Here is a 12,973-nt window from a genome sequence, read left to right as displayed (position 1 = left end):
ATTCAGTATTAAGTAGTCATTAGGAATGAGGAAGTAGGCAGTAGGCAGTAGGCAGTAGGGAATGATATTCCCGAAGTGAAGTAAGTCATCTGTTCGAACAAAAAACTCCGACCGTCGAGAACGGTGCTGCCACCCAACTGCCTAGTGCCTACTGCCTACTCTCTTATTGCCTACCCCGCATCAATCTCCGCCTGCAATGCCTCCATATGCGTCACCGCCGCGGCGGTCGCCGCGCGTTCGATGGCTCGAAAGCGGCTGACCACCGCAAGGCCAACGGACGTCAGCTGCGCACCGCCGCCCTTGCGGCCACCGGTCTGCGCCGAAACCAGCGGCTTGCCGAACACCCGGTTCATGTCCTCGACCAGATCCCAGGCATGCTTGTAGGACATCTCCATGCCGCGCGCGGCGGCCGAAATCGAGCCGAAAGCGGCAATCTGCTCCAGGAGTTCGATCTTGCCCGGACCGATTCGCCCGTCGGGATCGAGATTTATCCGCAAGCTCAGCGACGGCATTTTTGCTTCTCCGCGATCACCCCAGCCTGTCGGAACTGCTTGGGTGATATCGTTATTCCAAAACAATATAGCGACGCTCGCCGCCCCTGTCAGCCATGCGCTTCGAGCGGCAAGCCGGCGCTGGTGTTGGCGCGGTCGAAACTCACTGTCTTGACCACCGCGAAAACCTTGCCGCCAAGCCGCAGCCTCAGCGCCTGCCGCGACTGTTCGGTGATCCGGGCCAGCACGGTCGCGCCATGGCAATCGATGCCGATCTCGACGGTCGGCCCCTCGCCCGGATTGATCGCCACGATCATGCCGGGCAGAATGTTGAGCGCGCTGAGGCCCGTTGGTTCCTCCGTCGCGATCATCACATCGCGGGCACGAATGCGGATACGCACAGGCGCTCCGGGCTTCATTGCAAGGCGCGGCACGCGGATCTCGCCGGCGGCCGAGCCGAGCACGGTCATGCCAAAAGCCTCGTCGTGACGCAGCACTTTGGTATCCAGAACCGCACCGCCCTCGCCGCGCTCTTCGGCCGGCAACAGGTCGAGCCTTTGCATGACCGCCTCGGTCGGACCTGAGGCAACGACCTTGCCCTGCGCCAGCATCACCACGTCGCTGGCCAACCGCGCCACTTCGGCGACCGAATGGCTGACATAGACGATCGGGATCTTCGTCTCGTCGCGCAGCCGCTCGATATAGGGCAGGATCTCGGCCTTGCGCGCCTCGTCGAGCGAAGCCAGCGGCTCGTCCATGAGCAGCAATCTGGGGCTGGCCAGCAACGCCCGCCCGATCGCCACCCGCTGCTTCTCGCCACCTGAGAGCTTTTCCGGGCGCCTGTCCAGCAGCGGTCCGATGCCGAGCAGGTCGACAACAGCCTCCATGTCGGCGTAGCGTTCCTTTGCCGGCGTGAACCAACGGCCGTAGCGCAGATTGCCAGCCACGCTCATATGCGGAAACAGGCGCGCGTCCTGGAACACCATGCCGATGCGGCGTTTGTGCTTCGGCACGAAAATGCCGGCATCGGTGTCGACCAGCACGCGGCCCTCGACCTCGATGCGCCCCTTGTCGGGCCGGATCAGCCCGGCGATCATGTTGATCAGCGTCGTCTTGCCCGAACCGGACGGCCCGAACAGCGCCGTCAGCCGCCCGGCGCTTTCGAAGCGGACGTCGATGGCGAAATCGCCGAGCCGATGGCGGATATCGACGAGGACGCTCATTCGATATCCATCCGCCGGCCGACCCGCCGCGCCAGCACTTCCGAGGCGACCAGTGCCGCCATCGAAATGATAATCGAGATCAGCGTCAGCCGCAGCGCGCCCTCATCGCCGCCCGGCACCTGCGTGAAGGTGTAGATCGCCGACGGCAGCGTCTGCGTCTCGCCGGGGATGTTGGAGACGAAGGTGATGGTCGCGCCGAACTCGCCCATCGCCTTGGCGAAAGACAGGATGGCGCCGGCGATCAGCCCGGGCAGGATCAGCGGCAGCGTGATGGTGCCGAACACCCACAAAGGATTGGCGCCGAGTGTTCCCGCCGCCGCTTCCATCTTGCGGTCCACCGCCTCGATCGACAGCCGGATCGCCCGCACCATCAGCGGAAAGCCCATGACACCGCAGGCGAGTGCCGCACCTGTCCAGCGGAACGAAAAGACGAGGCCGAAATGGTCGGCCAGGAAGGCTCCGGCCGGGCCGCGCTTGCCGAAAGTCAAAAGCAAGAGATAGCCGGTCACGACAGGCGGCAGGATCAGCGGCAGGTGAACCACGCCATTGAGCAGCGTCTTGCCCCAGAACTGGCTCCGGGCAAGCAGCAGCGCGATCGCTATGCCGGGCGGCAGGCTGGCGAGCATCGCGACAGTCGCCACCTTGATGGACAGCCGGACCGCATTCCATTCGTCGGGAGTGAGGTCCAGCAGCCAGGTCATGTCGAGGCATCAGGTCCTTTTCGAAACTCAGTTGCTCGGGGTGAGCACCGTGAAGCCCTGCTCCTTGAAGAGCGCGCCGGCCTTGGCCGACTGCAGGCACTTCAGGAAGGCCGGCGTGTCCTTGTCCTTCGAATCGGCGGTCTGGGCAACCGGATAGATGATCGGCGGATGCGAATTCTCCGGGAAGGTGCCGACCACCCTGACGCCTTTTTCGGCATGCGCGTCGGTGGCGTAGACGATGCCCAGCGCCGCTTCGCCGGTCGAAACCAGCTTCAGGGCTGCGCGGACATTCTCCGCCTGCGCCACCTTGCCCTCGACAGAGGACCAGACGCCGAGCGATTCCAGCGCGGCCTTGCCGTATTTGCCGGCAGGCACCGCCTTGAAATCACCCATGGCGAGCTTGCCATCGCCAATCAGCCTTGCCAAGTCGAACCCCTTCTCGATCTTGGCTTCGACCGTCGAATCGCTTGGTGCCACCAGCACGATTTCATTGCCGAGCAGCTTCACTTCGGTGTCGGGCCTGGTCAGCTTCTTGTCGGAGAGATACTTCATCCAGTCGAGGTCGGCCGAGATGAACACGTCGGCCGGCGCCCCGCCCTCGATCTGCTTGGCCAGCGCCGAACTCGCGGCGTAGGACACCGTCGCGACCTCGCCGACATCGGCCTCGCAGGCCTTGTTCACCGCGTCGAGCGCATCCTTGAGGCTGGCCGCTGCGAACACCACGACCTTGTCTTGCGCGTGTGCCGCCGGCACCGCGGCCATCAGTGCCGCCGCAAAACCGCCAATGGCGATCGCCCTCGATCCGAAACCTTCGCGCGTCATCGAAAACTCTCCCTGGTTTGAAATCCGATCGGCTCTTGGCCTGCCGATCGATATATCCGTTTGAACATAACAAGGGAAGACGTTTCACCCGACGGCGGCATTGCACGCGGGCTCGGGCCGACCCACGATAGGGCTGGTTTGGATACAGCGAAAAGCAAAGGAGTTGACCGCATGAAGATCAGCGCCCGCAACATTCTCAAGGGAACGATCATCGAGATCGTCAGGGGAGCCACCACCTCGCATGTCAGGATCGACATTGGCGGCGCCGCCACCGTGACGGCCTCGATCACCAACGAAGCCGTGGCCGACCTCAAGCTCCAGGCGGGCAAGCCGGCTTACGCCGTCATCAAGGCTTCGGACGTCATGGTGGGGATCGATTGAGCCTGGTGGCTCACACCGCGATCGGCGCCTTGATCGACGCATCGGCGATGTAGTTTTCCAGGCGGAAATCCTCAAAGCGGAAGGCGAACAGGTCCTTCACCTCCGGGTTGATCCACATCGTCGGCAGCGCTCTCGGAGTGCGCCGCAATTGTTCGCGCGCCTGCTCGAAATGATTGGAGTAGAGATGCGCGTCGCCCAGCGTGTGGACGAAATCGCCCGGCTTCAGCCCGGTCACCTGCGCCACCATCAGGGTGAGCAGCGCATAGGACGCGATGTTGAACGGCACCCCGAGGAAGATATCGGCCGAACGCTGGTAGAGCTGGCAGGAAAGCCGGCCTTCGGACACATAGAACTGGAACAGGCAGTGGCAAGGTGGCAGCGCCATCGCCTCCACCTCGGCCGGATTCCAGGCCGAAACGATCAGCCGCCGCGATTGAGGATTACGGCGTATCTCTTTCAGAAGATTGGCGATCTGGTCGATCGAACCGCCATGGCCATCCGGCCAGGAACGCCACTGCTTACCGTAGACCGGGCCGAGATCGCCATTCTCATCCGCCCATTCGTCCCAGATCGTAACGCCGTGGTCGGTCAGGTATTTGATGTTGGTGTCGCCGGCCAGGAACCACAGGAGTTCATGGATGATCGACTTCAAATGCAGCTTCTTGGTGGTGGTGACCGGAAAGCCGCGCGAGAGGTCGAACCGCATCTGGTAGCCGAAGACGGAGCGCGTGCCGGTACCGGTGCGGTCGCCGCGATCGGCGCCGTTTTCCAGCACATGCTGCAGGAGGTCGAGATACTGGCGCATCGGTTCCGGCTCGATTCGAAAGTTCAGGCATTATAGCTGCCAGACAGGCGGCCGAACACTCAAAACGATGTCAGCGTTGCTGGTACCGCCACTCTTCCCAGCGTCGGCGCCGCCCCCTCATTGCCCTGCCGGGCATTTCTCCCCGTAAAGTGACGGGGAGAAAGAGGCTAGTTGCGACACCGCGCGCTCTTCGCAACGCTGGCAATTGGCAAAACCGGCAATCGCAGCGTCCTTCTCCCCGTCACTATACGGGGAGAAGATGGCGGCAGCCAGATGAGGGGCAGCGCTGGCGCGTGGTGAAGTGAAAAACAAACCTGTCCTGCCGCACCGGTTTGGCGAACCGACGCGACAGTCAAAGCGAGCCGAGCTTGCCCAGTTCCTTGGCCACCAGATAATAGAAGGTCACCCGGCCCTTGCTGTGGTCCGCATGCATTGCCTTGCAGGTTTTCTCGATCGCGGCGTCGGCTTTCGCCCCGTCGCTAACCCCGAGCTTCTTGGCTACCCAGCTCTCCTTGACGCGCTCGAGCTCTTTCGGGTCGGTGCAGGACACCAGCGAGGAGTCGCGGTTCCTCAGCGCAATGCCCAGATGCTTGACGATCTTTTCGACGGCGTCGGCGCTTGCGCCCGCGTCGTATTTCTTCACATCCGCAAGATAGTCGGCCATCAAAATTCCCCTCGTCGGCGCCACGGATCCGATCGATGAGGGCTGTGGCGCTTCGCAACTTGTGCGCTAGGTCGGTAACTCCTCACCGCCCGCAAAGCTTCGGTTGAGACCGTGCCCAAGTCAACCCTTGCCGTCGCAATTTGACACAGGGACAAAGCCCCATTGCGGCCTTTCATTTCCGCGAAACGCCCCCTATATTCGTTTTGTCGGCTTGACCGACTATGGCGATAAACAGGCGATGAAATAAGCCGTTCGGACCCGGGGGCGGTACCCGGCGCCTCCACCAAAAGCCGCTGTTGACGACAGAGCGGTTTTTGCTGGGGGCGAAATAGGATCGACGAAGGTGTAAAGATCGTACTTTTGCCCGGCATTGTACCACCGTTATCGGGCTAAACTTATAGTTGCCAACGACAACTATGCGGAAGCACGTCTCGCTGCTTAATGCAGTGCGATAGCTTCAAATCAAGCCCTAGGGGTTCGCACTTCTAGGCGGGGTTCGGAGGTACCTGGCAACAGAAACCTCCACTTCTCCCCTCCTTCAATATGCGTCACGCACGACGGCAAGGCTCTTGCTGTCCAGACTTCGCTCGACCTGCTGGCCGCGAAGCCGCCGCGTCGCGTGCCTTCTCATGGACAAAAAGATGCAGAACGATTCCGATCGATTCCTCGTGCTGACCGGCGGCCCAGGCTCCGGCAAGACACTTTGATCGAGGCGCTGAGACAGGCTGGGTTTGCGACGGCGCCGGAAGCCGGGCGCGGCATCATTCAATGCGGCGGAGAAATTCCGTTATGCGCGCCGTGTCTTCATCGCACCGCCATGGCCGGAAATCTTCGTGCAGGAAAAAGAGCGCAAGCAGACGCTGGACGAGGCCAGACGCACCCATGACTCGGTGGCTGGCGTCTACGCCGAACTCGGCTACGAACTGGTGCCCCTGCCGCTTGTGCCGGTCGACGAGCGTGTTCGCTTCATCCTTGAAGAGGCGGGGCTCCAGACATGAAAGCGGACATGAAAAAGGCCGGGACGAACCCGGCCTTTTTCGTGCGTTTGCGGCTGCTTATTCCGCGGGCGCCTCGACCGCTTCGCGCGAGCGGCCGAGCGTGACTTTGGCCAGCGTGAAGGAAATCACCGCGCAGAGCGTGATGCCGGCGACCATCGGCAGCGGCGTGCCGTCGAAGAACACGCCGGCAACGCCCATCGCCAGCGCGCCGATGGCGAAGTGCAGCGTGCCCATCAGCGCCGAAGCCGTGCCGGCGATCTCTCCATGCTCTTCCATGGCCAGCACCGATGTGGTGGGGATGACCAGGCCGAGAAAGCCGTAACCGACGAACAGCAGGGCTGCCATCACGTCGAGCCGGTCGACACCCGTCGCCATCACCGCCAGCAGCACCACCATCGTGGTCGCATAGCCCGTCACCGCGACGCGCACCACGCGCCGCAGCCCGAAGCGCTCGGCCAGCAGTCCCGTCAGCTGCGACATGCCGATGAAGGCGACGGCGTTGATCGAGAAGAACACGCTGTAGACCGAAGGCGACAGCCCGTAATGGTCGATCAGGATGAAGGATGAGCTCGACAGATAGACGAAGAAGCTCGCAATGCCGAAGCCTGCGATCGCCACCAGGCCAAGGAAGTTGCGGTCGCCCATCAGGAAGCGGTAGCCGGCAAGGGCGGTGCCAAAGGAGGAGCCGACGCGTTCTTCCGCCGGCCGCGTCTCCTTGAGCGAGGTCGCGAGCAGGATGGTGGCAAGGGCTGCCGCGCCGGTCACCGTCCAGAAGACGGCGCGCCAGCCGAAATTCTCGATGATCTGGCTGCCGGTCAGCGGCGCCAGGATCGGCGACACCGAAAACACCAGCATCAGCAAGGACATCAGCTTGGCGGCCTCGTTGCCGGTGTGCAGATCGCGCACGATGGCGCGCGGCACGGCCATGCCGGCACTGGCGCCAAGCCCTTGCAGGAAGCGGAAGGCGATCAACCACTCGATGGTCGGGCTCATTGCCGAGCCGATGCCACCGACCATGAACAGCGCCAAACCGCCATAGAGCGGCAGCTTGCGGCCGACCATGTCGGAGATCGGCCCGACGACGATCTGGCCAAACCCCATCGACAGGAAGAAGATCAGCAGGCTCATCTGCACGGCGGCGGTGCTGGCATGCAGATCCTCGCCGATCGACGGCAAAGCGGGAAGATACATGTCGATCGCGAACGGGCCGATGGCGGACAACAGGCCGAGCACGACCGCGATGCGGAGGAATTTGGGACTCATGATATTGGCTTCTTTCGAATCTGGTTGCCGCGCCGAAGCAGCGCGTAACCCTAGGACGTTCCATCCCGTAGGATTCCGACTCCCCAAGCACGAAAATATCCGCTTCGGGATGAAATCCCTTTTATCTTATGCCCACAAATTTAGACGGGCTTGTCCAAATCGTCAATCACCTCTATATAGATTTTGATGAGATTGGGCGTTTCTCCTGACACTTTCCCGCCACGCGGCCACGAGGCCAAGAGGCTGTCGATCGTTGGAGCCGCGGCCGGCGTATTCTGCCGCGAGGGCTTCGCCGGCGCCAATATCGACCTGATCGCCGCCGAGGCAGGCGTGTCGCGCCAGACTGTCTACAATCACCATGGCGACAAGGAGAAGCTCTTCATGGCCGTGGTGCGCGACCTTACCGAGCGCTGCAACGCCGGCATCTTCGCCACCATTGCCACCTTCCCCGATCAGCCCGGAGATCTCGAAGCCGACCTGATCGGCTTTGCCGTCCGTTTGAACCAGAACTGCATCTGCAACCGCGACGGAAAATTCCTGCGCAAGCTGATCCAGACCGAAGGCGAGCGCTATCCCGAATTGTTTGCCGGGTGGCGCGAACAGGGTCCGGGCAGGACATGGCCGGCCATCGCCGCCCGCTTCGCCCGCCTCGCTCATGGCGGCTACCTGACGATCGAGGACCCCGATGTCGCGGCGCGCCAGTTCCTCGGCCTGGTCAATGCCGAACTGCAGACCACCTTCATGCTCGGCGGCACGCCGCGCGAGGACGAGGTGGTGCAATCGGCGACCAATGGCGTGCGCACTTTCCTGCGTGCTTTCGGCAAGCGCCCTTCCCCGAGCAGCGTCAAAAAGCAAAGCGCGCTGGCCAGCGCATAACATTTGCGATTGATGAAGCCGGCTTCGCCGATCAAATCGTCGCCAATAGTCCTCGCTTCGACGCGGCTGCGGTCTATATGCGGTTTACGCCGCGCTCAAGCTTGATTACAGCTATACGGACGATTCAACGGAACCCGACCACCACATGGCCGACGACCACATCCGCTACGACATTCTGGCCCAGGAGGCGTTGCGCGGCGTCATGCGCAAGGTCCTGGCCGAAGTCGCGCGCACCGGCCTCCCCGGCAATCACCACTTCTTCATCACCTTCCTGACTGGCGCGCCTGGCGTGCGCGTGTCGTCGCGCCTGCGCGAGCGCTACCCCGAGCAGATGACCATCGTCATCCAGTTCCAGTACTGGGACCTGAAGGTGACCGACACCGGCTTCGAGGTCGGCCTGTCGTTCTCCGACGTGCCGGAGAAGCTCGAGATCCCGTTCTCGGCCGTGCGCGGCTTCTACGATCCCTCGGTCAATTTCGAACTCGAATTCGACGTCAAGACCGACGCGCAGCCCGACGAGGAACCGGCCCAGCCGGCCCCCGAGCCGCTGACCATCGTCACGGAGAAGAAGCCGAAAGCCGAGAAGAAGGCCGCGGCCGAACCGGAGAAGAAGCCCGCCGCGGCTGACGCCGGTACCAAGGGCGCCGAAGTGGTTTCGCTCGACGCCTTCCGCAAGAAATAGGCTCGCGGGCCATGGCCGACATCGTCAATCTCCGCCAGGCTCGCAAGCAGAAGGCGCGGGACAACAAGGCGCGCGTTGCTGAACAGAACCGGGCGCTGCACGGCCGGTCCAAGGCGGACAGGCAGCGCGACCGGCTGATTGCCGACAAGGCCGAGAAATTTATCGCCGGCCATCGCCTCGACCCCTCCGGCAGCGACGAACAATGAGCGTTTGGCCGTGAGCGTCGTCGAAAAGCGCTCGGTGACCATTCGCGGCCACCGCACCAGCTATTCCCTCGAAAAACCCTTCTATGACGATCTCGTCGCCATTGCCACGGAGAGAAAGCTGACACTCGCCGCGCTTGTCGCTGACGTCGACGAGGCCCGGCCTCGCGACACCAACCTGTCCTCGGCGCTCAGGCTCCATGTACTGGCGTGGGCGAAGCACGGCACAGCCAGCACGCCAACAAGAAATACATCAATGGAACCGCGTTGAATGCCGGGCGTGGCAACACGATCATGTCGCCCGCCTTAAGTTTCCGATCGCGGATAGGATTTGTTAGCCACCGCCGCTCACATTTCGGTATCAATTCTTCGCTACGGTACCCCGAGTTTACTTGGTAACTGGGGGTAGTCTTGAAACCGATCAAAGCGCCTACGGGCGCGGCATGGCTGGACATCGCCCGCTATGCAGTCAGTTGCCCAAGCCCCCACAACACCCAGCCATTCCGGCTTCGCATCCGCAGCGACAGCGAGGCAGACGTCATCTTTCTCCCGCGCCGCGGGCTCTGGGTCGCCGATCCACATGGCCGCTTTACCTGGCTCACGGCCGGCATCTTCGTCGAAATCTGTTCGATCGCGGCGCACGGCTTGGGATTTGAGCTCGATCGGGAAACTCACTTCTCGCCGATGTATCCCGACAACGACACCGAAACACCTCAGACGATCGCCCGCTTGACCCTTCGGCAAGCTTCCGGGCCCATCGCGGATTTTGATCCTGCGCTGATCCTCGATCGGCATACATCACGATTGCCTTACGATGGGTACCCGATCTCCGAGCAATTGCTGGCCGACCTGCGAACGGAAGCGCGGCATACCGGCCACAGCTTCGAATCGCGAAGCGACCATGAAGCCATCGACTGGGTCATCGAGCTCAACCGTCAGGCCCTGTTCCATGACATGCTGAACGACCCGATCCGCCTGGAGTTGGTGCGCTGGCTGCGCTTCAGTGGCCGCGAAGAAGACATCACCGGCGACGGACTGTCGGCACGCTGTCTCGGCTTCTCGGGTCCGCTGTTGCACAGCTTCTTCAGCAGGCCGCGGTTCTGGACCATGCCGGGCATACGCAGCCTGGTCAGTTTTCTCTACGCACGCAGCATGAAGGGCGTCGGCACCATCGGCTGGCTGCGGGGTCCCTATGTCGGCATCGACGACTGGTATCGCGCCGGCATCACCATGATCCGTCTGTGGTTGATTGTGGCCCGCCACGGCTACTACTGGCAGCCATATGGCTCCGTGATCACATCGGACGAGGCGCGCCTCAACATGATCCGCTATTTCGGCATGCCCGATGAAAAAGGCGGAACCGACATGGTCTGGTTGCTGCTGCGACTGGGCAGGAGCGAGGCTCCGCCGATCAGCAACAGGCTACCCTTCGAGGACATCGTGCTATGCGGTTGATGAAACATCTGGCACGGCCGTTCTTCCTGTTCCTGGTTGCAGTGGTCAATCTGGTTGAAGGCGCCTTTGCGTCGTCGCGCCACGCCTACAGGCTCCTGCTCGTTCCCGGCTTCGAGCGCGTGCGCTGGGGTTTGGGCGCCTGGCGCGCCTGGGCCAATTTCTACCACGCCTACGATCGGGTGCCGGCCTACCGCGCCTATATTGATTCTCTCGGCGGCAAGCCTGAGATTCTGCTCGATCACGTCACCAAGCCCGACCTCACGTCGATCCCCGAGATGGACAAGGAATCCTACGTCCGCAAGTACAGCCAGGAAGAGCGGGTCCTGGGGGGCATCTTGCCGTCTACGGGTGTCACCGTCGATGAATCCTCCGGCAGCAGCGGCACGCCGACAAGCTGGGTTCGCGGCAGGACCGAGCGACGGATCACCACCCGCATGATGCAAATGACGTTCCATCGTATCACCGGCGAGGGCGAAACCATCTTCATCCTCAACGCCTTCGCGCTCGGCGCATGGGCAACCGGGATGAACGTCGCGATTTCGCTCAGCGACACCACGATCCTCAAATCGACGGGTCCCAATCTCGATAAGATCATCAACACGATCCACGAATTCGGCCCTCGTTTTCGTTACGTGGTCATGGGCTATCCGCCTTTCCTCAAGACGCTCGCCGACGATCCGCGACTTGACTGGTCCAAATTTACCATCGATGCGGCCTTCGGCGGCGAAGGCGTGTCGGAGAGCCTGCGCGGCTATCTGCTCAAGAAATTCCACCGCGTGGTTGGCAGCTACGGCGCCTCCGACCTTGAGGTCAACATGGCGCTCGAGAGCGAACTCACCATCAATCTGCGGCGCGCGCTTCTGACGGATGAGCGGTTGCGCGAAGCCATTATCCGGGTTGGCTACGGCGTCACACCGATGATCTTCCAGTACAATCCGCTTGCCTACCATCTGGAGGAAAACGCCAAGGGCGAATTGGTGGCGACGATTTCGCGGCCCTACAACATCTCACCCAAGATCCGCTACAATATCCACGATCGGGGGCATGTGCTTCGCTTCGGGGAACTCAGGCGCATTCTCAAAAGACTTGGCCGCGAGGATGTCCTGAAGGCAAGCAACCGTAATCTCGACCTGCCGCTGCTGTTCATCTATGGCCGCTCGGACATGTCCATCGAATACTACGGCGCCAAGGTCACCCCCGACAGCCTTCGAGAAATCCTGTTCGGCCTCGATATTCTGGCACCGGTGCTGAGCACCTTCCGGCTGATCTCTTATGAGGATGCAGCGCACAACAAGCGCATGGAGGTCGCCATCGAGCTCGTCGACGCCGCTGTCTTCGCTCATCCCATCGAGACGCTGCAAGATACGGTCTTCACCAAACTGGCAGCAATGAACGGCGATTTCCTGAATGCCTGGAAACGCACGGCGACCCCTGAAAACATGCCGGAGCTCAAAATATATGCCTTCAACACCGGACCATTCGAAGGTGGCCAGCGGCGGCTCAAGAATGAGTATGTCGCTTCCAAAATAATCTACGACAAGCTTTGAGGTGCCCGTTCAAGCAGTCTCGGCAAGTTCTGGATATTCCTAGATATAGAGCGGCCGGGTAAGGCAGTGAACGCCGCCGGTTGCCTTGGCGATCTCGGTGCCCTTGACGACATCGATGTGGATGCCGGCTGCCTTTTCGAGAACAGCCTTCAACTCGCCGGGAAGATCGAAGGCGAGGTAGCGACGGTTGCCAAGCGGCAGCAGATTGCACCGCTCGTGGGCGATCGCATCGGCCTTGTTGCAGCGAATGATCGAGCAGCCCAAGGCCTCGGCATAGGCCAGCGGATTGACGGCGCTCAGCCTGCGTTCTTCATCGATAAGGAACCCGGCGCCGAACATTCCGGCCGCGGCCAGGATCACCTTTTCAGGTAGGACGGTGAACCCGGTATCCAGATGAAGCAGCTCAGGATCGTGCGAGAGGCCGATGATATAGTCGACATGCTGCGGGATCAGATCGAGCGCCAGTTTTATCGCGGCCGCCTTGGTCGTGCGTACCCCGAACCCGACGAGCAGGACGCGCTTGTCGTTGAAGGTCACCGGGAGCACGTCACCGCCTTCCAGGTATTCGTCGTGCTCGAACTGCGTGAGCGGGCTCATGCCAAGTCTTTGCAGCGCGGCGCTGACCACGACCGCTTCGCGGGCGCGGCTTGGCAAGGCCGGGCGGGTCGGGATGAATTTGTCGGGCGCCCAGGGTAACGTCACCGAACTGTCGCGCATGAAAATGAGGTTGGGATTGCTTGCCGCCTCGGAATGAAACGGCTCGTGGTCGCCAATCACATCATCGAGATAAAGCGTCTCGACATGCGTTCCCAGCAAAGCGACAAAGGCGTCGTATTCGGTGTAGAGCTCGGGAGTATGTGGC

The 12,973-nt window shown here is 61.8% G+C and carries 16 protein-coding genes and 1 other RNA gene; 9 read left to right on the top strand and 8 right to left on the bottom strand.

The genetic code is table 11. The annotated features are described in order from the left end of the window. Positions 1-170 precede the first annotated feature (170 nt). From FJ938_RS28800 to modA, 4 genes are all read right to left on the bottom strand, one after another. Positions 171-512 (bottom strand): winged helix-turn-helix domain-containing protein, encoded by a 342-nt coding sequence (locus FJ938_RS28800; protein WP_140607905.1) that lies wholly within the window; start codon positions 510-512, stop codon positions 171-173. A gap of 89 nt (positions 513-601) precedes the next feature. Next, positions 602-1,714, bottom strand: coding sequence for a molybdenum ABC transporter ATP-binding protein (gene modC, locus FJ938_RS28795; protein ID WP_140699963.1), 1,113 nt, complete (start codon positions 1,712-1,714; stop codon positions 602-604). Further along, positions 1,711-2,415: a molybdate ABC transporter permease subunit gene (gene modB, locus FJ938_RS28790; RefSeq protein WP_140699960.1), complete on the bottom strand. Its 705-nt coding sequence runs from the start codon at positions 2,413-2,415 to the stop codon at positions 1,711-1,713. The genes modC and modB overlap by 4 nt, the downstream gene beginning before the upstream one ends. Positions 2,416-2,442: 27 nt before the next feature. Beyond that, positions 2,443-3,237: a molybdate ABC transporter substrate-binding protein gene (gene modA, locus FJ938_RS28785; protein ID WP_140699957.1), complete on the bottom strand. Its 795-nt coding sequence runs from the start codon at positions 3,235-3,237 to the stop codon at positions 2,443-2,445. Positions 3,238-3,408: 171 nt separating this feature from the next. On the opposite strand from modA, the gene FJ938_RS28780 reads away from it, so the two are divergent. Then, the gene (locus tag FJ938_RS28780; RefSeq protein WP_140699954.1) at positions 3,409-3,618 is read left to right on the top strand and encodes a molybdopterin-binding protein; all 210 of its coding nucleotides are present in this window, start codon (positions 3,409-3,411) and stop codon (positions 3,616-3,618) included. Between the two features lie 10 nt (positions 3,619-3,628). Here the strand turns inward: FJ938_RS28780 and FJ938_RS28775 are convergent, their stop codons facing one another. Together FJ938_RS28775 and FJ938_RS28765 are read right to left on the bottom strand one after the other, a co-directional pair. Then, positions 3,629-4,423 (bottom strand): thymidylate synthase, encoded by a 795-nt coding sequence (locus FJ938_RS28775; protein ID WP_140699951.1) that lies wholly within the window; start codon positions 4,421-4,423, stop codon positions 3,629-3,631. 352 nt (positions 4,424-4,775) lie between these two features. Next, a complete protein-coding gene (locus tag FJ938_RS28765) occupies positions 4,776-5,087 on the bottom strand; it encodes a DUF2853 family protein (protein WP_140607920.1) in 312 nt (103 codons plus the stop codon). A 166-nt stretch (positions 5,088-5,253) separates the two neighbouring features. On the opposite strand from FJ938_RS28765, the gene ssrA reads away from it, so the two are divergent. Further along, positions 5,254-5,614, top strand: a transfer-messenger RNA (tmRNA) gene (gene ssrA / locus FJ938_RS28760). A gap of 204 nt (positions 5,615-5,818) precedes the next feature. Next, complete coding sequence (locus tag FJ938_RS28755) at positions 5,819-6,085, top strand: AAA family ATPase (protein ID WP_348642303.1); 267 nt, start codon at positions 5,819-5,821, stop codon at positions 6,083-6,085. A 57-nt stretch (positions 6,086-6,142) separates the two neighbouring features. Here FJ938_RS28755 and FJ938_RS28750 read toward each other — a convergent pair whose 3' ends face one another. Next, entirely contained in the window at positions 6,143-7,348 is a 1,206-nt protein-coding gene (locus FJ938_RS28750) for a multidrug effflux MFS transporter (protein WP_140699948.1), read from the bottom strand. Between the two features lie 186 nt (positions 7,349-7,534). Here FJ938_RS28750 and FJ938_RS28745 point away from each other — a divergent pair, with 186 nt between their 5' ends. From FJ938_RS28745 to FJ938_RS28720, 6 genes are all read left to right on the top strand, one after another. Beyond that, positions 7,535-8,224 carry a TetR/AcrR family transcriptional regulator gene (locus tag FJ938_RS28745; RefSeq protein WP_140699946.1) on the top strand — a complete coding sequence of 230 codons (690 nt, stop codon included), beginning with the start codon at positions 7,535-7,537 and terminating at the stop codon, positions 8,222-8,224. A gap of 145 nt (positions 8,225-8,369) precedes the next feature. Next, entirely contained in the window at positions 8,370-8,906 is a 537-nt protein-coding gene (locus tag FJ938_RS28740; protein ID WP_140699944.1) for an SspB family protein, read from the top strand. A gap of 11 nt (positions 8,907-8,917) precedes the next feature. Beyond that, positions 8,918-9,112 (top strand): DUF4169 family protein, encoded by a 195-nt coding sequence (locus tag FJ938_RS28735; RefSeq protein WP_140699942.1) that lies wholly within the window; start codon positions 8,918-8,920, stop codon positions 9,110-9,112. Positions 9,113-9,122: 10 nt separating this feature from the next. Beyond that, positions 9,123-9,380 carry a ribbon-helix-helix domain-containing protein gene (locus tag FJ938_RS28730; protein WP_140699940.1) on the top strand — a complete coding sequence of 86 codons (258 nt, stop codon included), beginning with the start codon at positions 9,123-9,125 and terminating at the stop codon, positions 9,378-9,380. 140 nt (positions 9,381-9,520) lie between these two features. Continuing rightward, entirely contained in the window at positions 9,521-10,564 is a 1,044-nt protein-coding gene (locus FJ938_RS28725; protein WP_140699937.1) for a hypothetical protein, read from the top strand. Continuing rightward, complete coding sequence (locus FJ938_RS28720) at positions 10,555-12,111, top strand: CoF synthetase (protein ID WP_140699934.1); 1,557 nt, start codon at positions 10,555-10,557, stop codon at positions 12,109-12,111. Before FJ938_RS28725 ends, FJ938_RS28720 begins: the two co-directional genes overlap by 10 nt. 39 nt (positions 12,112-12,150) lie before the next feature. On the opposite strand, the gene FJ938_RS28715 is transcribed toward FJ938_RS28720, so the two are convergent. Continuing rightward, positions 12,151-12,973, bottom strand: an 823-nt coding sequence (locus FJ938_RS28715; RefSeq protein WP_210243433.1) for an arginine deiminase family protein, incomplete at its 5' end; no start/stop codon positions are given.

Source organism: Mesorhizobium sp. B2-4-14, from assembly GCF_006442155.1.
In the GTDB taxonomy this organism is placed as follows: Bacteria; Pseudomonadota; Alphaproteobacteria; order Rhizobiales; family Rhizobiaceae; genus Mesorhizobium.
Note: the sequence above shows the minus strand (reverse complement) of the source record. Positions and strands in the feature narration are given on the sequence as shown.

Bases quoted from the DNA above. Each gene is read 5' to 3' on its own strand.
- modC (WP_140699963.1), bottom strand. From the start codon at position 1,714: ATGAGCGTCCTCGTCGATATCCGCCATCGGCTCGGCGATTTCGCCATC.
- FJ938_RS28765 (WP_140607920.1), bottom strand. From the start codon at position 5,087: ATGGCCGACTATCTTGCGGATGTGAAGAAATACGACGCGGGCGCAAGC.
- FJ938_RS28780 (WP_140699954.1), top strand. From the start codon at position 3,409: ATGAAGATCAGCGCCCGCAACATTCTCAAGGGAACGATCATCGAGATC.
- modB (WP_140699960.1), bottom strand. From the start codon at position 2,415: ATGACCTGGCTGCTGGACCTCACTCCCGACGAATGGAATGCGGTCCGG.
- FJ938_RS28775 (WP_140699951.1), bottom strand. From the start codon at position 4,423: ATGCGCCAGTATCTCGACCTCCTGCAGCATGTGCTGGAAAACGGCGCC.
- FJ938_RS28745 (WP_140699946.1), top strand. From the start codon at position 7,535: ATGAGATTGGGCGTTTCTCCTGACACTTTCCCGCCACGCGGCCACGAG.
- FJ938_RS28800 (WP_140607905.1), bottom strand. From the start codon at position 512: ATGCCGTCGCTGAGCTTGCGGATAAATCTCGATCCCGACGGGCGAATC.
- FJ938_RS28720 (WP_140699934.1), top strand. From the start codon at position 10,555: ATGCGGTTGATGAAACATCTGGCACGGCCGTTCTTCCTGTTCCTGGTT.
- FJ938_RS28750 (WP_140699948.1), bottom strand. From the start codon at position 7,348: ATGAGTCCCAAATTCCTCCGCATCGCGGTCGTGCTCGGCCTGTTGTCC.
- modA (WP_140699957.1), bottom strand. From the start codon at position 3,237: ATGACGCGCGAAGGTTTCGGATCGAGGGCGATCGCCATTGGCGGTTTT.
- FJ938_RS28740 (WP_140699944.1), top strand. From the start codon at position 8,370: ATGGCCGACGACCACATCCGCTACGACATTCTGGCCCAGGAGGCGTTG.
- FJ938_RS28735 (WP_140699942.1), top strand. From the start codon at position 8,918: ATGGCCGACATCGTCAATCTCCGCCAGGCTCGCAAGCAGAAGGCGCGG.